General features: G+C 73.1%; 25 protein-coding genes. 18 read left to right on the top strand and 7 right to left on the bottom strand.

Features of this window, described 5'->3' with window-relative positions; genetic code table 11:
* The first annotated feature begins 54 nt into the window (after positions 1-54).
* A complete protein-coding gene (locus tag EIZ62_RS07295) occupies positions 55-753 on the top strand; it encodes a GntR family transcriptional regulator (protein WP_156691899.1) in 699 nt (232 codons plus the stop codon).
* Positions 754-943: 190 nt separating this feature from the next.
* On the opposite strand, the gene EIZ62_RS07290 is transcribed toward EIZ62_RS07295, so the two are convergent.
* Positions 944-1225 carry an HPr family phosphocarrier protein gene (locus tag EIZ62_RS07290; RefSeq protein WP_003981826.1) on the bottom strand — a complete coding sequence of 94 codons (282 nt, stop codon included), beginning with the start codon at positions 1223-1225 and terminating at the stop codon, positions 944-946.
* Positions 1226-1412: 187 nt separating this feature from the next.
* On the opposite strand from EIZ62_RS07290, the gene EIZ62_RS07285 reads away from it, so the two are divergent.
* The 4 genes from EIZ62_RS07285 (at position 1413) to EIZ62_RS07270 (ending at position 6919) form a co-directional block, all read left to right on the top strand.
* Positions 1413-4277, top strand: a complete 2865-nt coding sequence (locus EIZ62_RS07285; RefSeq protein ID WP_156691898.1) for a bifunctional acetate--CoA ligase family protein/GNAT family N-acetyltransferase — start codon at positions 1413-1415, stop codon at positions 4275-4277.
* Between the two features lie 91 nt (positions 4278-4368).
* Positions 4369-4956 carry a DUF5998 family protein gene (locus EIZ62_RS07280; protein ID WP_156691897.1) on the top strand — a complete coding sequence of 196 codons (588 nt, stop codon included), beginning with the start codon at positions 4369-4371 and terminating at the stop codon, positions 4954-4956.
* Positions 4956-6161 (top strand): alkaline phosphatase family protein, encoded by a 1206-nt coding sequence (locus EIZ62_RS07275; RefSeq protein ID WP_425281800.1) that lies wholly within the window; start codon positions 4956-4958, stop codon positions 6159-6161. The genes EIZ62_RS07280 and EIZ62_RS07275 overlap by 1 nt, the downstream gene beginning before the upstream one ends.
* Positions 6162-6262: 101 nt before the next feature.
* Entirely contained in the window at positions 6263-6919 is a 657-nt protein-coding gene (locus tag EIZ62_RS07270; protein WP_156691895.1) for a thymidine kinase, read from the top strand.
* Between the two features lie 24 nt (positions 6920-6943).
* Here EIZ62_RS07270 and EIZ62_RS07265 read toward each other — a convergent pair whose 3' ends face one another.
* A complete protein-coding gene (locus tag EIZ62_RS07265; protein ID WP_156691894.1) occupies positions 6944-7717 on the bottom strand; it encodes a VOC family protein in 774 nt (257 codons plus the stop codon).
* A 304-nt stretch (positions 7718-8021) separates the two neighbouring features.
* Between EIZ62_RS07265 and EIZ62_RS07260 the strand changes: the two genes are divergently transcribed.
* Positions 8022-8849 carry a sulfurtransferase gene (locus EIZ62_RS07260; RefSeq protein ID WP_156691893.1) on the top strand — a complete coding sequence of 276 codons (828 nt, stop codon included), beginning with the start codon at positions 8022-8024 and terminating at the stop codon, positions 8847-8849.
* 84 nt (positions 8850-8933) lie between these two features.
* Here EIZ62_RS07260 and sepH read toward each other — a convergent pair whose 3' ends face one another.
* A complete protein-coding gene (gene sepH / locus EIZ62_RS07255) occupies positions 8934-9977 on the bottom strand; it encodes a septation protein SepH (protein ID WP_156691892.1) in 1044 nt (347 codons plus the stop codon).
* 466 nt (positions 9978-10443) lie between these two features.
* Here sepH and EIZ62_RS07250 point away from each other — a divergent pair, with 466 nt between their 5' ends.
* Entirely contained in the window at positions 10444-11307 is an 864-nt protein-coding gene (locus EIZ62_RS07250; RefSeq protein ID WP_244375534.1) for a hypothetical protein, read from the top strand.
* 3 nt (positions 11308-11310) lie between these two features.
* Here EIZ62_RS07250 and EIZ62_RS07245 read toward each other — a convergent pair whose 3' ends face one another.
* Positions 11311-12651 (bottom strand): D-arabinono-1,4-lactone oxidase, encoded by a 1341-nt coding sequence (locus EIZ62_RS07245; RefSeq protein ID WP_156691891.1) that lies wholly within the window; start codon positions 12649-12651, stop codon positions 11311-11313.
* The gene (locus EIZ62_RS07240) at positions 12599-13858 is read right to left on the bottom strand and encodes an MFS transporter (RefSeq protein WP_156691890.1); all 1260 of its coding nucleotides are present in this window, start codon (positions 13856-13858) and stop codon (positions 12599-12601) included. Before EIZ62_RS07240 ends, EIZ62_RS07245 begins: the two co-directional genes overlap by 53 nt.
* A 174-nt stretch (positions 13859-14032) precedes the next feature.
* Here EIZ62_RS07240 and EIZ62_RS07235 point away from each other — a divergent pair, with 174 nt between their 5' ends.
* Together EIZ62_RS07235 and EIZ62_RS07230 are read left to right on the top strand one after the other, a co-directional pair.
* Positions 14033-15160 carry a ferrochelatase gene (locus EIZ62_RS07235; RefSeq protein WP_156696261.1) on the top strand — a complete coding sequence of 376 codons (1128 nt, stop codon included), beginning with the start codon at positions 14033-14035 and terminating at the stop codon, positions 15158-15160.
* Positions 15161-15169: 9 nt separating this feature from the next.
* Positions 15170-15979, top strand: coding sequence for an inositol monophosphatase family protein (locus EIZ62_RS07230; RefSeq protein WP_156691889.1), 810 nt, complete (start codon positions 15170-15172; stop codon positions 15977-15979).
* Between the two features lie 115 nt (positions 15980-16094).
* On the opposite strand, the gene EIZ62_RS07225 is transcribed toward EIZ62_RS07230, so the two are convergent.
* Entirely contained in the window at positions 16095-16274 is a 180-nt protein-coding gene (locus EIZ62_RS07225; protein ID WP_156691888.1) for a hypothetical protein, read from the bottom strand.
* Positions 16275-16598: 324 nt separating this feature from the next.
* Between EIZ62_RS07225 and EIZ62_RS07220 the strand changes: the two genes are divergently transcribed.
* The 4 genes from EIZ62_RS07220 (at position 16599) to EIZ62_RS07205 (ending at position 20108) form a co-directional block, all read left to right on the top strand.
* Entirely contained in the window at positions 16599-17252 is a 654-nt protein-coding gene (locus EIZ62_RS07220; RefSeq protein ID WP_073755389.1) for a response regulator transcription factor, read from the top strand.
* Positions 17253-17254: 2 nt separating this feature from the next.
* Positions 17255-18478, top strand: coding sequence for a sensor histidine kinase (locus EIZ62_RS07215; RefSeq protein WP_156691887.1), 1224 nt, complete (start codon positions 17255-17257; stop codon positions 18476-18478).
* A 394-nt stretch (positions 18479-18872) separates the two neighbouring features.
* Positions 18873-19169, top strand: a complete 297-nt coding sequence (locus EIZ62_RS07210; RefSeq protein WP_003955561.1) for a DUF4193 domain-containing protein — start codon at positions 18873-18875, stop codon at positions 19167-19169.
* A gap of 12 nt (positions 19170-19181) precedes the next feature.
* The gene (locus tag EIZ62_RS07205) at positions 19182-20108 is read left to right on the top strand and encodes a hypothetical protein (RefSeq protein ID WP_156691886.1); all 927 of its coding nucleotides are present in this window, start codon (positions 19182-19184) and stop codon (positions 20106-20108) included.
* A 36-nt stretch (positions 20109-20144) separates the two neighbouring features.
* Here EIZ62_RS07205 and EIZ62_RS07200 read toward each other — a convergent pair whose 3' ends face one another.
* Positions 20145-20648, bottom strand: a complete 504-nt coding sequence (locus EIZ62_RS07200; protein WP_156691885.1) for a DUF3093 domain-containing protein — start codon at positions 20646-20648, stop codon at positions 20145-20147.
* A gap of 58 nt (positions 20649-20706) precedes the next feature.
* Between EIZ62_RS07200 and EIZ62_RS07195 the strand changes: the two genes are divergently transcribed.
* The 5 genes from EIZ62_RS07195 to EIZ62_RS07175 all read left to right on the top strand — a co-directional run bounded on the left by EIZ62_RS07195 (position 20707) and on the right by EIZ62_RS07175 (position 26048).
* Positions 20707-21282: a PaaI family thioesterase gene (locus EIZ62_RS07195; protein ID WP_156691884.1), complete on the top strand. Its 576-nt coding sequence runs from the start codon at positions 20707-20709 to the stop codon at positions 21280-21282.
* Positions 21282-21794 carry a dUTP diphosphatase gene (dut, locus tag EIZ62_RS07190; RefSeq protein WP_156691883.1) on the top strand — a complete coding sequence of 171 codons (513 nt, stop codon included), beginning with the start codon at positions 21282-21284 and terminating at the stop codon, positions 21792-21794. Before EIZ62_RS07195 ends, dut begins: the two co-directional genes overlap by 1 nt.
* A gap of 1 nt (position 21795) precedes the next feature.
* Positions 21796-22560: a DUF3710 domain-containing protein gene (locus EIZ62_RS07185; RefSeq protein ID WP_156691882.1), complete on the top strand. Its 765-nt coding sequence runs from the start codon at positions 21796-21798 to the stop codon at positions 22558-22560.
* Between the two features lie 252 nt (positions 22561-22812).
* Positions 22813-25365 carry a sensor histidine kinase gene (locus EIZ62_RS07180; protein WP_156691881.1) on the top strand — a complete coding sequence of 851 codons (2553 nt, stop codon included), beginning with the start codon at positions 22813-22815 and terminating at the stop codon, positions 25363-25365.
* The gene (locus EIZ62_RS07175) at positions 25362-26048 is read left to right on the top strand and encodes a response regulator (protein ID WP_156691880.1); all 687 of its coding nucleotides are present in this window, start codon (positions 25362-25364) and stop codon (positions 26046-26048) included. The genes EIZ62_RS07180 and EIZ62_RS07175 overlap by 4 nt, the downstream gene beginning before the upstream one ends.
* Positions 26049-26075 lie beyond the last annotated feature (27 nt).

Raw genomic sequence — 26075 nt, 5'->3', positions numbered from 1 at the left:
CTCGACAGCTGCTCAACAGAGTCGTTTCGCGCGGAACAATGTGGGGGTTCTGGTATGCGCATTCCGGCGCACTCGGTGTGCACGGCGATCCGCGACGACATCGTCATCGGCGTGTTCGCGCGAGGCAGCCGCCTCACCGAGGAGCAGCTGGCCCGCCGCTACGGCGTCTCGCGCGTCCCGGTCCGCGAAGCGCTGCGCACCCTGGAGTCCGAGGGCTTCGTGACCACCCGCCGCCACGCCGGCGCGTGCGTCGCCGAGCCCACCGAGCAGGAGGCGGCCGACCTGCTGGAGATGCGGACGCTGCTGGAGCCGCTGGGTGCCGCGCGCGCGGCCCAGCGGCACACCGAGGCCCACCTGAAGGTGCTGCGGGGCCTGGTCAGGCTGGGTCAGGAGCGGGCGCGGCGCGGCCCGGGAGAGGACCTCGGGTCGCTGGGCGGCTGGTTCCACGAGACGCTCGCCCAGGCGTGCGGCAGCCCGGCGCTGTCGGCGCTGCTGACCCAGCTCCGGCACAAGATCGCCTGGATGTACGTGGCCGAGGAGCCCGCCCGGCCGGTCGAGGCGTGGGCGGAGCGCGGCGCCATCGTGGACGCCGTGGCCCGCGGCGACGCCGAACGCGCCCGCGCGCTCACCGCCCGCCACGTCGAGCGGTCCCTGTCCGCGTACCGGCTGCGCCGCACGCCGGGGAATGCGGGTGGTGGGACCGTGGTGAGGACTTCGCAACATCGCGTAAACACCGCGAGTGCCCGGAATTAACAGCGCTCCGGTAAAGGAGAGGGAGAAATTCGCACCCGATGAGCACCCAGAGCAATTCCGGGTCCGCCGAAAAGCGCCGAAAGCCCATGCCGCCCCGGACGGACGAAAGCGGAGCCGAACCGCCCGTTTCCGGGAGGACGACTCCGCTCGATGACTCCGCTTGACGACTCCGCTCGGCGCCGGAGAGGGGTCAGACGGTCTCGGGGAGCTCCTCGAGCCCCTCGGCGACCAGCTTCGCCAGACGGTCCAGGGCGGCGTCCGCGCCCTCCGCGTCCGAAGCGAGCACGATCTCCTCGCCGCCCTGCGCGCCCAGGCCCAGCACCGCGAGCATCGACGCGGCGTTGACCGGGTTGCCGTCGGCCTTGGCGATCGTCACGGGGACGCCGGAGGCCGTGGCGGCGCGGACGAAGATGGAGGCGGGGCGGGCGTGCAGGCCCTCGGCCCAGCCGACGTTGACGCGGCGCTCAGCCATGGTGTTGCCCTTCGAGTCTCGGCGGTTGTCTAGACCAGTTGTCGAATCCAGTCTCTCACGTCCCACAGGGTGCTCGAACCGGCCTTCACGGGGCCACGACCGCCGGTCGGCGCGCCTCGCCCCGCGTTGTCCCCCGCGTTGTCCACAGCACCTCCGCGACCGGCGCCCGCACCGTACGCTGGGGCCCATGCGGACCCCGTCGGATCAGCCGGAACACGTGTACCCCGATCACTGGGAGGCCGACGTCGTGCTGCGGGACGGCGGCACCGCGCGGATCAGGCCGATCACCACGGATGACGCCGAACGCCTGGTCAGCTTCTACGAGCAGGTCTCGGACGAGTCGAAGTACTACCGGTTCTTCGCACCCTACCCCCGGCTCTCCGCCAAGGACGTGCACCGCTTCACCCACCACGACTACGTGGACCGGGTCGGCCTCGCGGCCACCGTCGGCGGCGAGTTCATCGCGACCGTCCGCTACGACCGGATCAACGCCCAGGGCCTGCCCGCCACCGCCCCCGCCGACGAGGCGGAGGTCGCCTTCCTGGTGCAGGACGCCCACCAGGGGCGGGGGGTGGCCTCCGCCCTGCTCGAACACATCGCGGCGGTCGCGCGCGAGCGGGGCATCCGGCGGTTCGCCGCCGAGGTGCTCCCCGCCAACAACAAGATGATCAAGGTGTTCACGGACGCCGGCTACACCCAGAAGCGCAGCTTCGAGGACGGCGCCGTCCGCCTCCACCTCGACCTCGAACCCACCGACCGGTCCCTCGCCGTCCAGCGGGCCCGCGAACAGCGCGCCGAGGCCCGGTCCGTGCAGCGGCTCCTCGCCCCGGGCTCCGTCGCGGTCGTCGGCGCGGGCCGCATCCCCGGCGGAGTCGGCCGTACGGTCCTGCGCAACCTCCTCGAAGCCGGGTACACGGGCCGTACGTACGCCGTCAACCGCGCCCTGCCGGAGACGACGACCTCCCTGGACGGGGTGCCCGCCTTCCGCTCCGTCGCCGAGATCGGCGAGCCCGTCGACCTCGCCGTCGTCGCCGTACCGGCCGACCGGGTCCTGGAGGCCGTCGCCGACTGCGGCGAGCACGGGGTGCGGGGCCTGGTCGTCCTGACGGCCGGTTACGCCGAGCAGGGCGCCGGAGGCCGGGAGCGCCAGCGTGAACTGGTGCGCCGGGCACGCTCGTACGGCATGCGCATCATCGGCCCCAACGCGTTCGGCATCATCAACACGGCGCCCGGCGTGCGGCTCAACGCCTCCCTGGCGCCGCACCCGCCCGCACCGGGCCGGATCGGTCTGTTCACCCAGTCCGGTGCCATCGGCATCGCCCTGCTGTCCGGGCTGCACCGGCGCGGGGCGGGCCTGTCGTCGTTCATCTCCGCGGGCAACCGCGCCGACGTATCGGGCAACGACATCCTCCAGCACTGGTACGACGACCCCGAGACCGACGTCGTCCTGCTCTACCTGGAATCGATCGGCAACCCCCGCAAGTTCACCAGGCTCGCCCGGCGCACGGCGGCGGTGAAACCGGTCGTCGTCGTCAAGGGCGGCCGGCACAGCGGCAGCGCGCCCCCCGGCCACGCCGTGCCGGTCACGCGCATCCCCCACACCACCGTCTCGGCCCTGCTGCGGCAGGCGGGCGTCATCCGGGTGGACACGGTCACCGAACTGGTCGACGCGGGCCTGCTCCTCGCCGGGCAGCCGCTCCCGGCCGGCCCGCGGGTCGCGATCCTCGGCAACTCGGAGTCGCTGGGCCTGCTGACGTACGACGCCTGCCTCACCGAGGGGCTGCGGCCCCGGCGCCCGCGCGACCTGACGACGGCCGCCACGCCGCAGGACTTCCGTACCGCCCTCGCCGAAGCCCTCCGGGACGACGCGTGCGACGCGGTCGTGGTCACCGCGATCCCCTGGGTCGGCGAGAACGGGCTGACCGAGTCCGGCGACGGCGAGGTCCTGGCCGAGGCGCTCCGCGCCGCCACCGCGGAGGCACCGGCCAAGCCCGTGCTGGTCGTCCACGTGGAGATGGGCGCCCTCGCCGACGCCCTGGCGGCAGCCACCAGCACGGCCCCACCGGCTCCCGCCACCCCACCACCGACCCCCGCCGCTGCCTCCACCCCACCCGCCGCCGCCCAAGAAACCCCCGCCGCCGAACCCACCACGGCCGACCCCGCCCCGCCCACCCCGCCCCACAACCGCATCCCGGCGTACCCCGCCGCCGAGCGGGCCGTCCGGGCGCTGGCGGAGGCGGTCAGGTACGGGCAGTGGCGCCGTCAGGCCGCCGACCCCGGACGCGTCCCCGAGTACGAGGGCATCGACGAGGCGGGGGCCGCCGCACAGATCGAGCGGGCGCTCGCACCGGAGGCCGACGAGCGGGGCGTCACCCTCGGCGCCGACGCCGCCCGCGAGCTCCTCGGGCGCTACGGCATCCCCGTACGCCCCACGCTCCCCGCTCCCACCCCCGACGACGCGGTCCGCGCCGCCACCGGCCTCGGCTACCCCGTGGCGCTCAAGACCACCGCCCCGCACCTCCGCCATCGCCCCGACCTCGGCGGCGTGCGCCTCGACCTGGCCACCGAGGAGCAGCTGCGCACCGCCTACTCGGAGCTGACCGAGACCCTCGGCAAGCCCGAGGAGCTCCAGCCCGTCGTCCAGGCCATGGTCCCGCGCGGCGTCGACACCGTCGTCCGCGCCGCGATCGACCCCGCGGTGGGCGCCGTCCTGTCCTTCGGCCTCGCGGGCGCGCCCTCCGAGCTGCTGGGCGACACCGCCCACCGCCTGGTCCCGGCCACCGACCGGGACGTCGCCGAACAGATCCGCTCCCTCCGCACGGCCCCGCTGCTGTTCGGCTGGCGCGGCTCCGCACCCGTCGACACCCCCGCCCTCGAAGAGCTGCTGCTCCGGGTGTCACGGCTGGTCGACGACCACCCGGAGATCGTCGCTGTCGGGCTGGAGCCCGTGGTCGTCGCACCGCAGGGCCTCTCCGTCCTCGGCGCCACCGTCCGGCTCGCCCCGCCCCCCGCCCGCACCGACCTCGGCCCGCGCCGGCTCCCCAGCTACTGACGCCCACCGCCACGCACGCCGGGATCGCACGCCGGACGGCACGGCGCACGGGCGTCCCGCGCAGGCACCGCGCCCCCGTAGGATGGAGTCCATGGCGAAGACCGGTACGACGACCACCCAGGGGCTGCGCGCGGCGATCGAGCGCAGCGGCTACTACCCGGCCCTTGTGGCCGAGGCGGTCGAGGCCGCCGTCGGCGGGGAGCCGATCGCGTCGTACCTGGTCCACCAGGAGACCACCTTCGACGCCAACGAGGTGCGCCGGCACGTCACGGTCCTGGTCCTGACGGCCAACCGCTTCATCGTCAGTCACACCGACGAGCAGAACGCCGACACCAGCTCCCCGACGCCGTACGCGACCACTTCCACCGAGTCGGTCAAGCTCGGCCGGATCTCGTCCGTCGTCCTCAGCCGCGTCGTGGCGAACCCCGAGTCGTACACCCCCGGCACCCTGCCGCGCGAGGTCGTCCTCACCATCGGCTGGGGCGCCGTCTCCCGGCTCGACCTGGAGCCCGCCGCGTGCGGCGACCCGAACTGCGAGGCCGACCACGGCTACACCGGCAACTCCACGGCCGACGACCTGAGCCTGCGCGTCAGCGAGGCCGGTGACGGCCCCGAGACGGTGCGGCAGGCCCTCGCCTTCGCCCAGGCGCTCTCCGAAGCCACCGCGGCCACCCGCTGATGGTCCAGCCCGCACACATGGCACCCGCCTGGCCCGACGAACCCGAGCCGCTCGCCCCCGGCACCGCACCCGTGCCCGAGTACGGCTCCGGCTCCCTCGCCGACCTGCTGCCGACGCTCGCCGCCGGTCTGGACGTACCCGGGTTCGAGCACCGCATCAGCGAGCTGACGCCCGCCGACCGCAACTGCGTGTTCCTGATCGACGGCCTCGGCTGGGAGCAGATCAAGGCCCACCCCGACGAGGCCCCGTACCTCACGTCGCTCCTGGGCAGCTCCAGGGGCGGCACGGGACGACCGATCACCGCCGGGTTCCCCGCCACCACCGCGACCTCACTGGCGTCCGTCGGCACCGGACGGCCGCCGGGCGAGCACGGCATGCCCGGCTACACCGTGCGCGACCCGGCCATCGGCCGGCTGATGAACCAGCTGCGCTGGAAGCCCTGGACGCCGCCGCACGCCTGGCAGCCGTACCCGACCGTCTTCCAGCTCGCCGACGCCGTCGGCGTCCACACCGCGCAGGTCTCCTCGCCGACCTTCCGCGACACGCCCCTGACCAAGGTCGCGCTCAGCGGCGGAACGTTTCATGGGCGGCTCACCGGTGAGGAACGGATGGACCTGGCCGCCGGGGAACTCGCCGCCGGTGACCGTTCCCTCGTCTACACGTACTACAGCGAGGTCGACGGCAGCGGTCACCGCTTCGGCGTCGACTCCGACGCCTGGCGCGGCCAGTTGATGTGCGTCGACCGTCTCGTCCAGCGCCTGGCCGAGCAGCTCCCGCCCCGCACCGCGCTGTACGTCACCGCCGACCACGGGATGATCGACATCCCGTTCGACGAGCAGTCCCGCATCGACTTCGACGAGGACTGGGAGCTGAGCGCGGGAGTCGCCCTGCTCGGCGGCGAGGGCCGGGCCCGCCACGTCTACGCGGTGCCGGGCGCCGAGACCGACGTACTGACCTGCTGGCGCGAGGTGCTGGGCGAGCAGTTCTGGGTGGCGAGCCGCGACGAGGCGATCGAGGCCGGCTGGTTCGGCCCGGTGGTCGACGAGCGCGTCCACGCCAGGATCGGCGACGTCGTCGCGGCCGCCCACGACGACGTCGTCATCACGGCGTCGGTCAACGAGCCCAACGAGTCCGCGATGGTCGGCGTGCACGGCTCCATGACGCCCGTGGAGCAGCTGGTCCCGCTGCTCGAAGTCCGCTCGTAACAGCCGTTCCACGGTTCCACCGTTCCCCGTTCCCACCCTCACCCTCAGCCCCCACCTCCACCCCCGTCTCCGCGACCGGACCCGAAAGGCGTCACTTCCCCATGCCCGAGCTGGTGTTCTTCTCCGGAACGATGGACTGCGGAAAGAGCACCCTCGCTCTGCAGATCGAGCACAACCGCTCCGCGCGCGGCCTCCAGGGCATGATCTTCACCCGTGACGACCGGGCCGGCGAGGGCAAGCTGTCCTCGCGCCTGGGCCTGGTCACGGACGCGGTCGAGGCCGCCGAGGGCTTCGACTTCTACGCCTACCTCGTCGCCCACCTCTCCAAGGGCGGCCGTTGCGACTACGTGATCGCGGACGAGGCGCAGTTCCTCGCGCCCGAGCAGATCGACCAGCTCGCCCGCGTCGTCGACGACCTCGAACTCGACGTCTTCGCCTTCGGCATCACCACCGACTTCCGCTCCAAGCTCTTCCCCGGCTCCCAGCGGCTCGTCGAACTCGCCGACCGGGTCGAGGTCCTCCAGGTCGAGGCCCTGTGCTGGTGCGGCGCGCGCGCCACCCACAACGCCCGGACCGTCGGCGGCGAGATGGTCGTCGAGGGCGCCCAAGTCGTCGTGGGCGACGTCAACGCCGGTGACGAGAGCGGGGAGGTGGGGTACGAGGTGCTCTGCCGCCGTCACCACCGGCGCCGTATGACCGCCGCCTCCGCCCGCGCCGCCGCCCTGTCACCCGACGTGCTGCCGGTGCCGGCCGAATGACGCACCGGCCCGGGGGCTCGTGCGTCACGCACCCGCCGACCGTACGAGCGTGAACACCGCACCCTCCGGGTCCGCCACGGTCGCCAGCCGCCCGGCCGGGTCGTCGTACGGCTCCCGGAGCACCCGGCCGCCCAGCCCGGCCACCCGCCGCGCCGCCTCGTCGGTGTCCGCTACCTCGAACCACGTCATCCAGTGGGCACCCCGGTCGCGCGGCAGGGAGGAGCCGATGCCGTACAGCGAGGCGACCGGCCGCTCGTCGACCTTCAGCGTCACCAGGTCCTTCTCGGCCGGATCGCCGGCGTCCAGCTCGTACCCGAACACCGTCTTGTAGAACTTGCTGACCGCTTCCGTCTCCTGCGTCAGCAGCTCGTTCCAGGCGGGCGTGCCCGGCGCGCCCACCACGGCCGTGCCGAGGTGCGCGGCGGCCTGCCAGATCCCGAAGACGGCCCCCGTCGGGTCGGAGCAGATGGCCAGACGTCCCGCGTCCGCGGCACCCAGCGGCCCGACGGCGACCGTCCCCCCGCTGCACCGGATCGCCTCGGCGGTCTCGTCGGCGTCGTCCGTCGCCAGGTACGTCGTCCAGGCGATCGGCAGGTCCTGATCGGCGGGAAGCTGGCCGATACCCGCCACTTCCTTGCCGTCGAGCAGCCCGCGTAGGTACGGGCCCAGCTGTCGCGGACCCGGTTCGAAGCGCCAGCCGAACAGCGCCCCGTAGAACTCCTGCGTCGCGTCAAGGCGATGCACCATCAAGCTCACCCAGCAAGGTGTACCGGGCTTGCGCCGAGTCGCCTCGGTCATCGTCACTCTCTCCTCGGACCATCGTCGTGGCCGTGCGGGGACCGGGCGTGTGCCGTGCCGGTGCGCGCCGCCGGAAGCGGCCGCCGGCGCGCGTCACCGGTGAAGCGCCGGTGACCGGCTGGAGGCCCGGCCGTACGCCCCGTCAGATGCTCGCACCAAGGGCCGCGCGGTGCGTCCCGGCCGCGCCGTGGATTGGCGCGATCCCGCAGGAGGATGCCCGAAAAATCGGCGCCCATCCCTGCCACGGCCTCCGGTCTTCCGGCCGTGCGCCCGGCGCCGCGGCGTCTGCGCGAGGATGGACGTCATGAACCCCATCATCTCGGCACCCGAACTCGTCGACGAGCTGGCCGGCGCGCGCCCCCCGGTCCTCCTGGACGTCCGCTGGCAGCTCGGCGGCCCGCCCGGCCGGCCGTCGTACGAGGCGGGGCACATTCCGGGCGCGGTGTACGTCGACCTCGACACCGAGCTGGCGGGCCCGCCCGGCACCGGGGGCCGGCACCCGCTGCCGGACGTGGCGGAGTTCGGCGCGGTGATGCGCCGCGCGGGCGTCCGCGCCGACTCGCGGGTCGTCGCCTACGACGGCGGCCAGGGCTGGGGCGCCGCCCGCGCCTGGTGGCTGCTGCGCTGGACGGGACATCCGGACGTACGGGTCCTGGACGGTGGCCTCGCCGCCTGGCGGGGCGAGCTGTCGACCGGCACGCCGACGCCCGTGACCGGCGACTTCGCGCCCGAGCCCGGCGCGCTGCCCCTGCTGGACGCGGACGGCGCGGCGGCCCTGGCGCGGACGGGTCTGCTGCTGGACGCGCGGGCGGGGGAGCGGTACCGCGGCGAGGTGGAGCCGATCGACCCCGTGGGCGGGCACATCCCGGGCGCGGTCTCGGCCCCGACCACGGAGAACGCCGACGCCGACGGGCGCTACCTGCCGCCCGAGACGCTGGCCGCCCGCTTCAAGCACCTGGGCGCGACCGACGCCCCGGAGGTCGGCGTGTACTGCGGTTCCGGTGTCTCGGGCGCCCACGAGGTCCTGGCCCTGGAGCTCGCCGGCATCCGGGCCGCGCTGTACGCGGGCTCCTGGTCCGAGTGGTCCTCCGACCCGACCCGCCCGGTCGCCACGGGCCCGGAACGCGGCTAGGGCGTGATTCGAAAGTAGCGTCGTCCGCCCGGAGGGCGGGGCCGAACGTTCCGCCCGGGACCCGGCCGTGTCCCCGGGCGGTCGTTACTCCTGCTTCTTGCGGCGCGTGCCGAAGACGATCTCGTCCCAGCTGGGGACCGCCGCGCGGCGGCCGGGGCGGACGCCGTCCGCCTCGGCCTGACGGTCGGTCGTGCCGGTGAGGCGGTCGCGGTGACCACTCACCGCGCGGGGCATCAGGACGTCCGCGTACGCCGAGCCGGCGCCCGCGGAGGCGGCGGGGGCCGGGGGCTCCTCCGCGTCCGGTTCCAGGTCGGGCTCGGTCGCCGGCGGTTCGACGGCCGGGCGGTCGGGAACGACCAGGTCGCCCCGGAAGCTCGGCACCGCCTCCAGCAGGCTGGTCAGCGAGTCCCGCTCGGGCTCCTCCTCCGGCTCGGGGGCCGGGACCGGGGCCGGGCGCTCGATCTGCCGGTCCAGGGCACGGTCCAGCGGCCGGTCGCGCGGAAGGCGGGCGATGCGCGGGACGAAGGGGAAGCTCGGCTCCTGGACGGCCACCGCGTCGTCGGTCTCGCCGATCAGCGCGCGCGCCTCGTCGTCCACGGCCTGCACCAGCCGCCGGGGCGGGTCGTACGTCCAGCTCGCCGAGTGGACCTCACCGGCCACCCGGTAGACCAGCAGGACTTCCCAGGTGCCGTCGTCGCGGCGCCAGGAGTCCCAGACGACCGTGTCCTTGTCGGCGCCGCGCAGCAGCAGCCGCTCCTGCACCGCCTCGCCCAGCTGGGGGCCGGTGTTCTCGCCGGGACGGCGTACGGGGGTCTTCCGGGCGCGCTCCGCCATGAAGGCGCGCTCCGCGAGGACGGGGCCCTCGAAGCGGCGTACCCGTTCGACGGGGATGCCGGCGAGCTGGGCGACCTCTTCCGCGGAGGCACCAGCGCGTATACGCGCCTGGATGTCGCGGGGGCGGAGGTGGCTCTCCACCTCGATCTCGATCTGGCCGAGGCGGGCGCGGTCGTTGCGGACGGCGGCGCGCAGCCGCTCGTCGATCGGAAGCGTGTACTCCGTGCTGTCAGCAGCCTTCAGCACCAGTCGTGTGCCGTCGTTGGAGACGGCCACGACACGCAGTTCGGGCATGGGGACCTCCCGGGTGGTGCCTGCCGACGTCACCTGCGTCGCTGCTTCCGCTAGTCGAGTGTGGCCTGCCCGGGTGCAGCCTGCCACAACCTTGCCGAGTTGCCCGGCGTGTCGGGCATGGGCCCTGGAACGCCGTTATGGCACGGTTACCTATTCGCAACGCAGGGTGACCGGTGTGGTCACTCTGTGCAGCAGGCGGCCGTGTGGTGCTGCGGCGCCGCCGGAACGAGTGCCGTTTTCGGCCCCCTCCCGTTGGTCCCGGACACCCGAAAGGGATCGGGCTCCAGGGCTCGCCACAGTACTCCATTCGGGCCACCTGGGTGGACCGGCACGCCGCCGAAGTTCTCCCCGCGTACGGCAGTTGAATGCGCTGACCGCTCGTCATACGTGGCGTCCTTCACAGAATCCACAGAAATGGAACTATTCGCTTCGCCCATAAGTCTCCTCTCCTTGCATGCTGGGACAGATGGGTGAACCGATGCTAGAGGTGGACGAGAAGGTGTACACGCGGAAAACCGGGACGAAAGGGGCGCGGGAGGAAAGGGCGCGGAAGGAGAGGAAGCGACTCGACCTGAACGCCGCCCAGGTCGCCGGCAGCGCGGTGGCCGCCGTGGTGGCCGCCAAACTGGCCTCGAAAATGGGCGTGTACGGCACGGTCCTGGGCGCGGGCGTCATCAGCGTCATCGCCACGTGCGGCGGTTCGGTCCTCCAGCAGCTCCTCAGGAGCACGGGAGAGCGGGTACGCGACGTCACGACGCCGGGGACCCGGCCCAGGGCCCGCCGGGCCGCCGTACCGACCAACTCCGGCGGGGAGTTCGGCACGGCCACGACGTACGGCACCCGGGTGCGTGGCTGGAAACGTTCGGCGATCGCGGCGGCCCTGGTCTTCGGCGTGGCCATGGCGGGCATCACCGCGTACGAGCTGATGTCCGGTCAGGACCTCAGCGGCGGCAGGGGTACGACCATCAGCGGCGTCGTGCGCGGGGGTGACCCCGGCCCCCGGCAGCCCGCCACCCCGCCGCCCGGCGACCCGGACCGGGGGACGGACCAGCGACCGGGCCGGGGAACGGACCAGCGGCCGGACCAGCAGGGGACCCCGCAGGAGCAGCCGCAACCGCGCCGTTCCGAACCGTCACGGCCGGGAGACACCCCCACACCCACGCCCACGCCGAGCACCCCGGACCCCGGACAAGGGGACACCGGCGACGGCACCCCGCCGCCGGCCCCGGCGCCTTCGGAACCGGACGGCCCCGCGGCCTCCGCGCCCGCACCGCCGGCCGCCCCCGCCCCGGCCCCGTCCTCCGGCGCGGCCGACGGCCCGGCGCGGTGACCGTCAGGCGCCCAGGACCCGCCGCAGGTAGTCGTTGTCGAACACCCGGTCCGGGTCCAGCCGGTCACGCAGCGCGGTGAACTCACCGAACCGCGGATAGACCTCCGCGAAGTACCCGGCGTCCCGCGTGTGCAGCTTGCCCCAGTGCGGCCGCCCGCCGTGGGCCGTCATGATCCGCTCCGCGGCGGTGAAGTACGACCGGTAGGGAGTGCCCTTGTACATGTGCACCGCGATGTACGCCGTCTCCCTCCCCGACGCCGTCGAGAGGGTGATGTCGTCCGCGGGTGCCGTCCGGACCTCCACGGGGAAGCTGACGCGCAGGGGCGACCGGTCGACCATGGCCTTCAGTTCGCGCAGCGCGCCGACGGCGGCCTCCCGGGGGAGCGCGTACTCCATCTCCACGAACCGCACGCGGCGCGGACTGGTGAACACCTTGTAGGGGATGTCCGTGTACGTGCGCGCGGACAGGGCGCGGCTGGAGAGCTTGGCGATCGCGGGGACGGCCGCGGGCACCGCCCGGCCGACCGAGTTCACCACCTGGAAGAGCCCGTTGGAGAGCAGCTCGTCCTCGATCCAGCCGCTGACCCGCCCGGGCGGGGCGGCGGGCCCCGCGCTGCGATTGTTGCGCTTGGTGTTGCAGTTGCCGGTGTGCGGGAACCAGTAGAACTCGAAGTGCTCGTTCTCCGCGTGCAGCGCGTCGAACTCCGCGGTGACCCGGTCGAAGGTCATCGGCTCCTCGCGCGCGGCGAGCAGGAAGATCGGCTCCACGGCGAACGTGATGGCCGAGACGACCCCCAGCGCGCCCAGCCCGATCCGCGCCGCCGCGAAGACGGCGCGCTCCTCGTCGGTCCCCTTCTCCGAGCAGGTCAGGATGCGGCCGTCCGCCGTGACCAGCTCCAGCTCCCTGATCTGCGCCGCGATCGACGCCGAGTCCCGCCCCGTGCCGTGCGTGCCGGTGCTGATGGCGCCCGCCACCGTCTGCTCCATGATGTCGCCCATGTTGGTGAGCGAGAGGCCCTCCCGCGCGAGGGCCGCGTTCAGCCGCTTCAGGGAGGTGCCGGATTCCACGGTCACGGTCAGCCCGCGCCGGTCGACGCGCCGGATGCCGGTCAGCAGGTCGGGACGGATCAGTACGCCGTCGGTGGCCGCTATCGACGTGAACGAGTGCCCCGTCCCCACCGTCTTGACCCGCAGGCCCTCCTCGGCGGCGCCGCGGACCGTGTCCGCCAGCTCCCGCACCGAGGCGGGACGGGCTTCCCGTACGGGCCTGGCGGACACGTTCCCCGCCCAGTTACGCCACGTGCTGCTGCTCCGGCTGATCCGGGTCCTGCTCGCGCTGCTCACGCTGCCCCTGCCCCTCCCGCGTCGGCACCGGCCTGCGCAGCCGGCGGTACCCCAGGAACGCCACCACGGCCGCGAGCACTCCCGCGACGCCGGGCACCGCGTACCCCGCGGCCGCTCCGTGCGCGTCGACCACCCAGCCGGCGGCCGAGGAGCCGAGCGCCACGCCGACCGCGAGCCCGGTACCCGTCCAGGACATGCCCTCGGTCAGTTTGGTGCGCGGTACGTGGGCCTCGACGAGGGCCATGGTCGTCACCATCGTCGGCGCGATGGCGAGGCCCGCGACAAAGAGCGCCACGGCCAGGACAGGCAGGTTCCCGGCCAGTTGGAGGGGGATCATACTCACGGCCATCGCACACACGCCCACGACCCACCTGCGGGACGGCTCGCCCTTGAGGTGCAGCAGGCCGAAGACCGCGCCCGCCAGGCACGAGCCCAGCGCGTACACCGCCAGCACCAGGCTGGCCGCGGCCTTGTGGCCCGACTCCTCGGCGAACGCCACCGTCACCACGTCCACCGCGCCGAAGATCGTGCCGGTCGCGACGAACGCGGCCACCAGCACCTGCAGGCCGGGGGAGCGCAGCGCCGAACCACCGGTGTGCTGCTCGATCGGATGCGGCTTCGGCTCGGTGGCCCGCTGCGCCGTCAGCCACCAGACACCCGCCGCCAGGAACACGGCGGCCAGCAGCGGGCCCGCCTCCGGGAACCACACGGTCGACAGTCCGATGGAGACGATCGGGCCGAAGATGAAGCACACCTCGTCGACGATCGACTCGAACGAGTACGCGGTGTGCAGCTCACGCGGCGCGCCCCGGTAGATCGTCGCCCACCGGGCCCGGGTCATCGCGCCGATGCTGGGGACGCTGCCGGCGCACGCCGAGAACACAAACAGCGTCCACTCGGGCAGCTCCAGCTTCGCGCACACCAGCAGCCCCGCCACGGCCGCCACCGTGATCAGCGTGGCCGGGCGCAGCACCCGCCGCTGCCCGTACCGGTCGACCAGCCGCGAGACCTGCGGGCCGAGCACGGCGGCCGACACGGCGAGCGTCGCGGAGAGCGCGCCGGCCAGGCCGTAGCGCCCGGTGAGCTGGGAGATCATCGTGACGATGCCGATGCCCATCATGGCCAGCGGCATCCGGCCGATGAAGCCGGCTGCGGAGAACCCCACCGTTCCGGGGGCGGAGAAGATCGCGCGGTAGGGACTGGGCAAGGGGTACTCCGGCAGGTGAGGCACAGGGCGCGCGGCGTAGGGCGTCCGCGTGGCGTAAGGCGTATGGGCAGCCTTCACAGGTTACGTCCGAAAGGGTGACGGTGCACGGCGGTTTCCCGGCTGTCCGACCCTGGTGGCAGGATCGATCCCATGTCCGATGCCATGGCCGACCCCGTGTCCGATCAGCGCGATCCCGCCCCGTACGACGCGCTGCTGCTGCTCTCCTTCGGCGGGCCCGAGGGCCCCGACGACGTGGTCCCCTTCCTGGAGAACGTGACCCGGGGAAGGGGCATCCCCAAGGAACGCCTGAAGGAAGTGGGGCAGCACTACTTCCTCTTCGGCGGCGTCAGCCCGATCAACGACCAGAACCGCGCGCTGCTCGCCGCGCTGCGCAAGGACTTCGCGGACTCGGGCCTGGACCTGCCCGTGTACTGGGGAAACCGGAACTGGGCGCCGTACCTCACCGACACCCTGCGGGAGATGGTCACCGACGGCCGCCGCCGCATCGCCGTCCTCGCCACCAGCGCCTACGCCTCGTACTCCGGCTGCCGCCAGTACCGCGAGAACCTGGCGGACGCCCTGGCCGCGCTGGAGGCGGAGGGGCTGCCGCTGCCCCGGGTCGACAAGCTGCGGCACTACTTCAACCACGCCGGGTTCGTGCGGCCCATGGTCGACGGCGTCCTGGAGTCGCTGGCCCAGCTCGACGAGTCCGTCCGCGCGGGCGCGCACCTGGCCTTCACCACGCACTCCATCCCGACCTCCGCCGCCGACACCTCGGGCCCGGCCGGCGAGCACGGCGAGGGCGGCGCGTACGTCAGGGAGCACCTGGAGGTCGCCCGGCTGGTCGCCGACGCCGTCCGGGACGAGACGGGCGTCGAGCACCCCTGGGAGCTGGTCTACCAGTCCCGCAGCGGCGCCCCGCACATCCCGTGGCTGGAGCCCGACATCTGCGACCACCTGGAGGCCCTGCACGGCGCGGGCGCACCGGCGGTCGTCATGGTCCCGATCGGGTTCGTCTCCGACCACATGGAGGTCCTGTACGACCTGGACACGGAGGCCACCGCCAAGGCCGCCGAGCTGGGCCTGCCCGTGCGCAGGTCGGCCACCGTGGGTGACGACCCGCGCTTCGCCGCCGCCGTCCGGGACCTGGTCCTGGAGCGGGCGGCCGCCGAGCGGGGGACGGCCGTGGAGCGGTGCGCGCTGGGCGCCCTCGGCCCGTCGCACGACCTGTGCCCCATCGGCTGCTGCCCGGCCCGCGCGGAGCGCCCCGCCGCGGCCGGCGCCGACAGCCCGTACGCGTGAGGAGACGCCGTGACCGACCCGCGTGACCCGCTCCTGACCGAACTCCTGGACCTGGCCCTGGAGGCCGGGCGCCGGGCCGGCGCGCTCCTGCGGGACGGCCGCCCGGCCGACCTGGGCGTCGCGGCGACGAAGTCGAGCCCCATCGACGTCGTCACCGAGATGGACATCGCCGCCGAGAAGCTGATCACCGCCTTCCTCGCCGAGCACCGCCCCCACGACGGGCTCCTCGGCGAGGAGGGGGCCGCCACGGAGGGCACCAGCGGCGTCCGCTGGGTCGTCGACCCCCTGGACGGCACCGTGAACTACCTGTACGGCCTGCCGACCTGGGCGGTCTCCATCGCCGCCGAGCGGGGCGGCGAGACCGTGGTGGGCGTGGTCGAGGCCCCGATGCGCGGCGAGACGTTCCGCGCGGTGCTCGGCGGCGGCGCCTTCCTGAACGACCGGCCCGTCCGCTGCCGGCCCGCCCCGCCGCTGGACCAGGCCCTGGTATCCACGGGCTTCAACTACGTGGCCGCGGTCCGCGCCCACCAGGCCGACGTGGCGCAGCGCCTGATCCCCCGGCTGCGGGACATCCGGCGCGGCGGCTCCGCCGCGATCGACCTGTGCGACGTGGCCGCGGGCCGCCTCGACGGGTACTACGAGCGGGGGCTCAGCCCGTGGGACCTGGCGGCCGGCGACCTGATCGCCCGTGAAGCCGGGGCCCGCACCGGCGGACGCCCCGGTGCCCGGCCCTCCGGCGAACTGACGGTGGCGGCGTCCCCGGGCGTCTTCGCCCCGCTCCAGACGCTCCTGGAGGAGTTCGGCGCCTGGCACGACTGACCGGCCCCCGGGCACCCGAACCCGGGCACCGGAACCGGGCAGCGAAAGGCCCCGGCGTCCCGAAGGGGAAGGACGGCCGGGGCCCGCGCGCCGTTCGCCTCTCAGGCGTGCGCTCTCAGGCGGTCGCGGTGGTGACCTCGATCTCCACGCCGTGTTCCGCCGCGAGGCGGTGCAGGTCGTCGAGCTCGGCCTGCTCGACGTCGGCCAGGAAGTCGTCTCCCGTCTCGCGAGCCCTCGTGAGGTCGGTCTCCGTGGCCCTTATGCGCTGCAGCAGTCCTGCGGTGAAAGCGTCCATCGTGCGCCCCCTCGTCATGGGTCGGTGGCACGGGGGTGTGCCGAGGGTGGTGGGTCGATCACGCACTGCACCTCTGGGGCAGAGCGATTTGTGGCGCGCCACATACGGGGCGTGATCTCGGGTGTGCAGTCGTCCTCCCCAGAGGCCTCCGCACGGAAACCTCAACTCATCCGGGAATTCGGTTGATTCCCGGACCGCTCCAGGAGGGTCCGGCCTCCCGCAGGTCGCCTTACAGCCGGTTTACGCGCGTACGGGGCAGGATGGACACGCACAGTCAGTGCGGACGACCTGCCCGGAACCGGGCTCGGAGGAAGGAACAGCGCCGTGCGCGTACTCGTCGTCGAGGACGAGCAGCTGCTCGCCGATGCGGTGGCCACCGGATTGCGCCGGGAGGCCATGGCCGTCGACGTCGTGTACGACGGGGCGGCAGCCCTGGAGCGCATCGGGGTCAACGACTACGACGTGGTCGTCCTCGACCGGGACCTGCCGCTGGTCCACGGGGACGACGTCTGCCGCAAGATCGTCGACCTGGGCATGCCGACCCGCGTCCTGATGCTCACCGCCTCCGGTGACGTCAGCGACCGCGTGGAGGGCCTGGAGATCGGCGCCGACGACTACCTGCCCAAGCCCTTCGCGTTCAGCGAGCTCACCGCCCGGGTCCGGGCACTGGGCCGGCGGACGACGGTGCCGCTGCCGCCCGTCCTGGAGCGGGCCGGGATCAAGCTCGACCCGAACCGGCGCGAGGTGTTCCGGGACGGCAAGGAGATCCAGCTGGCGCCGAAGGAATTCGCGGTCCTGGAGGTCCTGATGCGCAGCGAGGGCGCGGTCGTCTCGGCCGAGCAGTTGCTGGAGAAGGCCTGGGACGAGAACACCGACCCGTTCACCAACGTCGTGCGGGTCACGGTGATGACCCTGCGGCGCAAGCTCGGCGAGCCGCCGGTGATCGTCACCGTGCCGGGCTCCGGTTACCGGATCTGACCGTGGCCACGACACCCGCGCCACCACAGGCGCCCCCGAAGCCGACCTGGGACCCCCGGGACCCCGTGCGCCCCTGGCTGCGGCCGACGATCCGCATACGGCTCACGCTGCTGTACGGCGGGATGTTCCTGATCGCCGGCATCCTGCTGCTGTCGATCATCTACCTGCTCGCCGCCCAGGCCCTGCACATCGGCAGCGAGCTCCCGTTCAAGATCGTCAATGGCCAGGTGACGAGCAACGTCTGCAACTTCCCGGACGAGGCCGGACCCGACGAGTTCAACCGGGCGATGAACTCCTGCGCCAACGAACAGCGCCAGCACGCCCTGGACGACCTGCTGCGGCGGTCGCTGTTCGCCCTGCTGGGCCTGAGCGTCATCGCCTTCGCGTTCGGTTACGCCATGGCGGGCCGCGTCCTGTCGCCGCTGGGCCGGATCACCCGTACCGCCCGCAACGTGGCGGGCACCGACCTGTCCCGCCGGATCGAGCTGGACGGCCCGGACGACGAGCTCAAGGAGCTCGCCGACACCTTCGACGACATGCTCGACCGGCTCGACCGGGCGTTCACCGCGCAGCAGCGGTTCGTCGCCAACGCCTCGCACGAGCTGCGGACGCCGCTGGCGATCAACCGCACGCTGCTGGAGGTGCACCTGTCGGACCCCGGGGCGCCCGTGGAGCTGCACCAGCTCGGCAAGACGCTGCTGGCCACCAACGAGCGCAGCGAGCAGCTCGTGGAGGGCCTGCTGCTGCTGGCCCGGAGCGACAACGAGGTCGTGGAGCGCAAGCCGGTGGACCTGGCGGAGGTCGCCTCGCGCGCCATCGACCAGACCAGGTCCGAGGCCGAGGCGAAGGGCGTGGAGATCCGTGGCGAGCGCGCCCCCGCCACCGTCCAGGGCAACGGCGTCCTGCTGGAACGTATCGCCCTGAACCTGGTGCAGAACGCCGTGCGCTACAACGTGGACGACGGGTGGGTGGAGGTCACCACCGGGACGCAGCCGGGGCAGGCGGTGCTGGTGGTGTCGAACACGGGCCCCGTGGTCCCGGCGTACGAGATCGACAACCTCTTCGAGCCCTTCCGGCGGCTGCGACAGGAGCGCACCGGCAGCGACAAGGGCGTCGGGCTGGGCCTGTCGATCGCCCGGTCGGTCGCGCGGGCTCACGGGGGCCGTATCATCGCGGAGCCCCGCGAGGGCGGCGGCCTCGTCATGCGTGTCACGCTTCCGGTGTGACACGCCGGTCGAGCCGTCCAACGTGTTCGCTTTACGCGGAATTTTCGTGACCCCATCACGGGAGGGCCGTGTGTGATCGATCACAAGGGACCCGTTCCGGCCATCTACTCTCCGTGATCAAGAATTCCCCCGGAAAACCAGGAAAAGTCCGGGTTTCCAGGGGGTCGAATGACGGGAAGTACACGGGGTGGCGCCGATGAGGCGCGGCCTCCGGACCGTGTACGGTCCCGTTCGCCATCCAAACCCGATCACTCTCGAGGGGTCCGGTTGGGTGTCGATTGAGTAACAGACCTTGATGTGAGGCAAAATCTCCGCCTCAGGTCGGGCACAAGTCCGGCCTCTCACGCGTTACGTGCGCTGGAGACACCGCAACCACCCAGAGGGGGAGAGCGACATGGCAACGGATTACGACACCCCACGCAAGACCGACGACGACGTCGACTCGGACAGCCTTGAAGAGCTGAAGGCCCGGCGCAACGACAAGTCGACCTCGACCGTCGACGTCGACGAGTTCGAGGCCGCCGAGGGGCTGGAGCTGCCCGGCGCGGACCTCTCGAACGAGGAGCTGGCCGTCCGGGTGCTGCCCAAGCAGGCGGACGAGTTCACCTGCATGAGCTGCTTCCTGGTCCACCACCGCAGCCAGCTGGCCCGCGAGAAGAACGGCCAGCCGATCTGCCGAGACTGCGACTGAGGTCCGTCGGCCGTGGCAGGCGACACCCCGTCTCGGAAGCGACGCTTCCGGCTCCGTAGGAAGCCGGAGGCGTACCAGGGCGGCACAGGTCCGGCACCAGGCGCCCAGCACGCGCCCGCCGAGCCCTCCGTCCTCCTGCCCTCCCCCGGCGCGCGTGACGACGAGCGGGGCCCCTCGGCCTCGCTCGAGGCAGCCGGAAGGGCGGGGGCGCCGGCCGACCGGACCACGACGTACGGCACGCCCGCCGCGGAACGGCGCCTCGACGCCGTCAGGCGTGGCGTACTCAAGAGCCGCGAGGGCGCCAGGGCGGGCATCGCCCACCTCGCCGACCGGCTCATCGAGAACGCGCCCCGCGTTCCCGTCCGGGACCTCGCCACCCTGCGGCGGCAGTTCCCGGGCCTGACCCCCGAACAGCTCGCGGACAAGCTCATCGCGGGCGCGGCCAACGCCACCTCCACCGTGGGCGCCGGCGTCGGCGCGGCCGCCATGCTCCCCGTACCGCCCGCGATGCCGGCCGAGATGGCCGCCGAGATCACGGGCGTGGCGGCGATCGAGCTGAAGCTCATCGCCGAGCTCCACGAGGTCTACGGACAGCGACCGCCCGGCAACCTCAAGGAGCGCGCGACGGCGTACCTGACCTCCTGGACGGAGGAGCGGGGCATCGACGTCACCAAGCCCGCCACCGTCAACGCCGCCTTCGGCGGCCGGATGAAGCGCGAACTGCGCCAGCAGATCATGAAGCGCATGATGCGCAACCTGCCGAACCTGATGCCGTTCATGGTCGGGGCCGCGGTCGGTGCCGTCATGAACCGGCGCGACACCAAGAAGCTCGCCGAGCGCATCCGCCAGGACCTCCGCAGCCGCCAGGTCCCCTGGGACGCGCTGGACCGGCTGCCGCCGCTGGAGCAGCCGGAGAACCCCAAGGAGATCGGCTTCTAGCGCCGCCCCGACCGGCTGCGCGCCCTGTGCCCGCCCCTACGCCTGCTCCCGCCCCCGGACGGCCGTCAGCGCCGCCGCCAGGGCCTTCGGGTCACGGCTGGACAGGTACAGGTAGGGCGTCGGATCGGCCGGGTCGACGACCTCGACGCGTACCGCCTCCGGGACGTAGCCGCGCAGCAGCATGAACGCGCGCGTGTCCGCCTTGTGCGTGCGCCAGGCGCGCGCCTCCTCGGCGTCCAGCACCTCGGGCTCACCGAGCGCCGACACCGGGATCCGGGCGTCGCCCGCGACCAGCGAGCCCGCCACCACCCGGATCCGGGCCGAGCCGTACGAACTCACGGCCATCGCCGCCAGCGCGCCCGCGAGGATCAGCCCGCCCAGCATGGGCAGCGTGCCCAGCGGCAGCATGATCAGAGCGCCCGACACCCCCACCAGGGCGGCCATCAGCCACCAGGAGCGGGGAGCGGTGAGTCGTTCGTCGTACTGCGGGGCCAAGGCCGTGGCCGGGGCCGGGTCGGAAGCCGCTGCGGAAGGCTGCATACACCCAAGCTTGGCACGGCGCGACCGGTGGCCCACCGCGCGGGTAAGGTCTCCCGCTGTGAGCACTGCACTGACGCCTCCCGCCGACGCCATACCGCCGGTACGGCACCCCGACGCGCCCGCCCCGGGCGAGCTCCTGGGCGCCCACTACGAGCACTGCTTCGGGTGCGGCGGCGGTCAGCCCCACGGGCTGCACCTGGCGGCACGGGCCGGTGAGGGCGTCACGGTGACCGCCGAGTTCACGGTCACGATCGACCACCAGGGCGCCCCCGGCCTGGCCCACGGCGGCGTCCTCGCCACCGCGCTCGACGAGACGCTCGGCTCGCTGAACTGGCTGCTGCGGGTCATCGCGGTGACCGGCCGGCTGGAGACCGACTACGTGCGCCCGGTGCCCGTCGGCACGGTGCTGCACCTGGAGGCCGAGATCACCGCCGTGCACGGCCGCAAGATCTACTCCAGGGCCACGGGCCGGATCGGCGGCCCCGAGGGGGCCGTGGCGGTCCGCGCCGAGGCCCTCTTCATCGAGGTGAAGGTCGACCACTTCATCGACAACGGCCGCCCGGACGAGATCCGCGCGGCGATGGCCGACCCCGACCAGGTCCGGCGCGCCCGCGCCTTCGAGGTGAACCCCTGATGCGTAACCCCGTCGACGTCCTGATCCGCCGCGTGGACCCGGAGGTGCCGATTCCGTCGTACGGGCACCCGGGCGACGCGGGCGCCGATCTCGTCACCACCGAGGCCGCCGAGCTGGCCCCCGGCGAGCGCGCGGTCCTGCCCACCGGGGTGTCCATCGCCCTGCCCGACGGGTACGCGGCCTTCGTGCACCCGCGTTCGGGGCTCGCAGCTCGTTGCGGAGTGGCCCTGGTGAATGCCCCGGGGACGGTGGATGCCGGGTACCGTGGGGAGATCAAGGTGATCGTGGTCAACCTGGACCCGCGCGAGAGCGTCCGGTTCGAACGGTTCGACCGGATCGCCCAACTGGTCGTTCAGCAGGTCGAGAAGGTCCGCTTCCACGAGGTGGCGGAGCTTCCCGGCTCGGCGCGGGCCGAGGGGGGCTTCGGGTCCACCGGCGGTCATGCCGCCACGGAGGGCTGGACGGGTGGGAATCGATACGCTTCGGTCGTATCCGACCGGGAAGGACAGTGACGTGTTCGGACGTCGCAAGAAGAGCGGAGCCGCTGCCGACGCAGCGGGCGAGGCCGAGCAGGTCGTCGACGAGGTCGGCACTGACGACGCGGCGGACAGCGAGCCGCGCCGGGTGAACCTTCCGCCGGCGCCGCGGCCCGACGGCCCCTGGGACGTCTCCGAGGCCCCCAGGCCGGAAGAGGGCCGGGTCGACCTGGGCGGCATGTTCGTGCCCGGGGTCGAGGGCATGGAACTGCGCGTGGAGGTCGCGGGCGACGCGATCGTCGCGGCGACGGTGGTGCTGCGCGACAGCGCCATCCAGCTGCAGGCGTTCGCCGCCCCGAAGAAAGAGGGCATCTGGGGCGAGGTCCGCGAGGAGATCGCCTCCGGCATCACCCAGCAGGGCGGCGTCATCGACGAGGTCGAGGGCCCGCTCGGGTGGGAGCTGCGCGCCCAGGTGCCGGTGAAGCTGCCGGACGGCACCGGTGGCGTCCAGCTGGTGCGGTTCGTCGGCGTGGACGGCCCCCGGTGGTTCCTGCGCGGGGTCATCTCCGGGCAGGGCGCGGTGCAGCCGGAGGCCGCGGGGCTGCTGGAGCAGATCTTCCGCGACACCGTCGTCGTACGCGGCGAGGGCCCGATGGCCCCGCGCGACCCGATCGTCCTGAAGCTGCCCGACGACGCGCAGATGGTGCCCGAGGGCGTCCAGCAGGAGGACCAGGAGTCCTCGCGCTTCTCGGGCGGCATGGGCCAGCTCCAGCGGGGCCCGGAGATCACCGAGGTCCGCTGAGCGCAGGACCCGACGACGGTGGGCCGCACCCGGTACGAGGGGGTGCGGCCCACCGCGCTGTCCGGGTGCGAAGGGTGCGGCCCACCGCGCCGTCCGGGTACGAAGGGTGCGGCCCACCGCACCGTCCGTGCGCGCGCCCATCAGAATCCCGTCAAGACGCCCGGGAACCGACCCCCGTGTCCGGTTTGCCGCAGCCACCGGTCGTAAGGTCTACGCACCAGCAGACGACCACACGAGCACGACAATGGGGCCATGGGACGCGGCAAGCTTCGGATCTACCTCGGTGCGGCACCGGGCGTCGGCAAGACGTACGCGATGCTCTCCGAGGCGCACCGCCGTGTCGAGCGCGGCACCGACTGCGCCATCGCCGTCGTCGAGCACCACGAGCGGCCCCGCACCGAAGTGCTGCTCCACGGCCTCGAACGAATACCGCGCCAGGAGCTTCCCCACCGCGGCACCGTCTTCGCCGAGATGGACGTGGACGCGGTGCTGGAGCGGCGGCCCGCCGTCGCGCTCGTGGACGAGCTGGCCCACACCAACGTCCCCGGCTCGCGCAACGCCAAACGCTGGCAGGACGTCGAGGAACTGCTGGCCGCCGGGATCGACGTCATCTCCACCGTCAACATCCAGCACCTGGAGTCGCTCGGCGACGTCGTCGAGTCCATAACCGGCGTACGGCAGCAGGAGACCGTCCCCGACGAGGTCGTGCGCCGCGCCGACCAGATCGAACTGGTCGACATGTCGCCCCAGGCGCTGCGCCGCCGCATGGCCCACGGCAACATCTACCAGCCCGACAAGGTCGACGCGGCCCTGTCCAACTACTTCCGCCCCGGCAACCTCACCGCCCTGCGCGAGCTCGCCCTGCTGTGGACCGCCGACCGCGTCGACGAATACCTCCAGCAGTACCGCGGCGAGCACAACATCCGCACCACCTGGCAGGCCCGCGAACGCATCGTCGTCGGACTCACCGGCGGGCCCGAGGGCCGCACCCTGATCCGCCGCGCCTCCCGGATGGCGGCCAAGGGCTCCGGCAGCGAGATCCTCGCCGTCTACATCGCCCGCAGCGACGGCCTCACATCCGCGTCCCCCAAGGAACTGGCCGTCCAGCGCACCCTCGTCGAGGACCTCGGCGGCTCCTTCCACCACGTCATAGGCGACGACGTCCCCTCCGCGCTGCTGGAGTTCGCGCGCGGGGTCAACGCCACCCAGATCGTGCTCGGCTCCAGCCGCCGCAAGGCCTGGCAGTACGTCTTCGGCCCCGGCGTCGGCGCCACCGTCGCCCGCGACTCCGGACCCGACCTCGACGTCCACATCGTCACCCACGAGGAGGTCGCCCGCGGCCGGGGCCTGCCCGTCGCCCGCGGCGCCCGCCTCGGCCGCTCCAGGATCATCTGGGGCTGGGCGACCGGCGTCGGCGGCCCCGCCCTGCTCGCCCTGGTGCTCACCCACATCGAGGCGGACCCCGGCCTCGCCAACGACATGCTGCTGTTCCTGTCGCTGACCGTGGCGTCCGCGCTGCTCGGCGGCCTGGCCCCGTCCCTCGCGTCCGCCGCCTTCGGCTCCCTGCTGCTCAACTGGTTCTTCGCCCCGCCCCTGTACCGGTTCACCATCGCCGACCCCAGGAACATCGTCGCGATCGCCGTCTTCTTCGGCGTCGCCGTCTCCGTCGCCTCCGTCGTCGACCTGGCCGCCCGGCGCACCCACCAGGCCGCCCGGCTGAGGGCCGAGTCCGAGGTGCTGTCCTTCCTGGCCGGCAGCGTGCTGCGCGGCGAGACCGCCCTCGACGCCCTGCTCGAACGCGTCCGCGAGACGTTCTCCATGGAGTCGGTGGCCCTCCTGGAGCGCGAGAACGACGTCGAACCGTGGACCCGAGCGGGCAGCGTCGGACCCAGCCCCGTCGCCCGGCCCGAGGACGCCGACGTCGACATGCCCGTCGGCGACCACATGGCGCTCGCCCTGTCCGGCCGCGTCCTGCCCGCCGAGGACCGCCGCGTGCTGGGCGCCTTCGCCGCCCAGGCCGCCGTCGTCCTGGACCGCCAGCGCCTGGTCGGCGAGGCCGAGGAGGCCCGCAAGCTCGCCGAGGGCAACAAGATCCGTACGTCGCTCCTCGCGGCCGTCAGCCACGACCTGCGCACCCCGCTCGCCGGCATCAAGGCCGCCGTGTCGTCGCTGCGGTCCGACGACGTCGAGTGGTCCGAGGAGGACCGCGCCGAGCTCCTCGAAGGCATCGAGGCGGGCGCCGACCGGCTCGACCACCTGGTCGGCAACCTCCTCGACATGTCCCGCCTACAGACCGGCACCGTGACCCCGCTGATCCGCGCCATCGACCTCGACGAGGTCGTCCCCATGGCGCTCGGCGGCGTACCGGACGGCAGCGCCGAGCTGGACATCCCCGAGAGCCTGCCCATGGTCGAGGTCGACAAGGGCCTGCTCGAACGGGCCGTCGCCAACGTCGTCGAGAACGCTGTCAAGCACAGCGCCTCGGCAGCGCCCGTCCTCGTGTCGGCCAGCGCCATGGCCGACCGCGTCGAGCTGCGGGTCGTCGACCGGGGCAGCGGGGTGCCCGACGAGGCCAAGGACCGGATCTTCGCCCCCTTCCAGCGCTACGGCGACGCCCCGCGCGGCGCCGGAGTGGGCCTCGGGCTCGCCGTCGCCCGCGGGTTCGTGGAGGCCATGGGCGGCACCATCACGGCCGAGGACACGCCCGGCGGCGGCCTGACGATGGTCCTCACCCTCCGGGCGGCCGCCACCGCGGCCGCCGCCCCACCTCACGTCCCCTCGCTGGAGAAAGCAGGCCCCTCATGACGCGGGTGCTCGTGGTCGACGACGAGCCGCAGATCGTACGCGCCCTCGTGATCAACCTGAAGGCGCGCAAGTACGAGGTCGACGCGGCGCCCGACGGCGCGACCGCGCTGGAGCTCGCCGCCGGGCGCCACCCCGACGTCGTCATCCTCGACCTGGGCCTGCCCGACATGGACGGCGTCGACGTGATCAGGGGGCTGCGCGGCTGGACCCGGGTACCGATCCTGGTGCTCTCCGCCCGCCAGACCTCCGACGAGAAGGTCGAGGCCCTGGACGCCGGCGCCGACGACTACGTCACCAAGCCGTTCGGCATGGACGAGCTGCTGGCCCGCCTGCGCGCCGCCGTGCGCCGGGCCGAACCGGTCGGCGGCGCCGACGACGGCACGGTCGTCGTCGAGACGGCGGGCTTCACGGTCGACCTCGCGGCCAAGAAGGTCCAGCGCGAGGGGCGGGACGTCCGCCTGACGCCCACCGAATGGCACCTGCTGGAGGTCCTGGTCCGCAACGGCGGCCGGCTCGTCAGCCAGAAACAGCTGCTCCAGGAGGTCTGGGGGCCGTCGTACGGCACCGAGACCAACTACCTGAGGGTCTACATGGCCCAGCTGCGCCGGAAGCTGGAGGCCGACCCCTCGCACCCCCGGCACTTCATCACCGAGCCCGGCATGGGGTACCGGTTCGAGCGCTGAGGCCCTGACAGTGGGGGCCGGTACGCT

The sequence above is a fragment of the Streptomyces ficellus genome (genome assembly GCF_009739905.1).
Lineage (GTDB): Bacteria > Actinomycetota > Actinomycetes > Streptomycetales > Streptomycetaceae > Streptomyces > Streptomyces ficellus_A.
The sequence above is the reverse complement of the archived record's forward strand: the minus strand, read 5'-3'. Positions and strand labels throughout refer to the sequence as shown.

Bases quoted from the DNA above. Each gene is read 5' to 3' on its own strand.
- EIZ62_RS07210 (WP_003955561.1), top strand. From the start codon at position 18,873: ATGGCAACGGATTACGACACCCCACGCAAGACCGACGACGACGTCGAC.
- EIZ62_RS07280 (WP_156691897.1), top strand. From the start codon at position 4,369: ATGGCGAAGACCGGTACGACGACCACCCAGGGGCTGCGCGCGGCGATC.
- EIZ62_RS07295 (WP_156691899.1), top strand. From the start codon at position 55: ATGCGCATTCCGGCGCACTCGGTGTGCACGGCGATCCGCGACGACATC.
- EIZ62_RS07250 (WP_244375534.1), top strand. From the start codon at position 10,444: ATGGGTGAACCGATGCTAGAGGTGGACGAGAAGGTGTACACGCGGAAA.
- EIZ62_RS07275 (WP_425281800.1), top strand. From the start codon at position 4,956: ATGGTCCAGCCCGCACACATGGCACCCGCCTGGCCCGACGAACCCGAG.
- EIZ62_RS07265 (WP_156691894.1), bottom strand. From the start codon at position 7,717: ATGACCGAGGCGACTCGGCGCAAGCCCGGTACACCTTGCTGGGTGAGC.
- dut (WP_156691883.1), top strand. From the start codon at position 21,282: ATGCGTAACCCCGTCGACGTCCTGATCCGCCGCGTGGACCCGGAGGTG.
- EIZ62_RS07260 (WP_156691893.1), top strand. From the start codon at position 8,022: ATGAACCCCATCATCTCGGCACCCGAACTCGTCGACGAGCTGGCCGGC.
- EIZ62_RS07285 (WP_156691898.1), top strand. From the start codon at position 1,413: ATGCGGACCCCGTCGGATCAGCCGGAACACGTGTACCCCGATCACTGG.
- EIZ62_RS07180 (WP_156691881.1), top strand. From the start codon at position 22,813: ATGGGACGCGGCAAGCTTCGGATCTACCTCGGTGCGGCACCGGGCGTC.
- EIZ62_RS07290 (WP_003981826.1), bottom strand. From the start codon at position 1,225: ATGGCTGAGCGCCGCGTCAACGTCGGCTGGGCCGAGGGCCTGCACGCC.
- EIZ62_RS07200 (WP_156691885.1), bottom strand. From the start codon at position 20,648: ATGCAGCCTTCCGCAGCGGCTTCCGACCCGGCCCCGGCCACGGCCTTG.
- EIZ62_RS07270 (WP_156691895.1), top strand. From the start codon at position 6,263: ATGCCCGAGCTGGTGTTCTTCTCCGGAACGATGGACTGCGGAAAGAGC.
- EIZ62_RS07225 (WP_156691888.1), bottom strand. From the start codon at position 16,274: ATGGACGCTTTCACCGCAGGACTGCTGCAGCGCATAAGGGCCACGGAG.
- EIZ62_RS07175 (WP_156691880.1), top strand. From the start codon at position 25,362: ATGACGCGGGTGCTCGTGGTCGACGACGAGCCGCAGATCGTACGCGCC.
- sepH (WP_156691892.1), bottom strand. From the start codon at position 9,977: ATGCCCGAACTGCGTGTCGTGGCCGTCTCCAACGACGGCACACGACTG.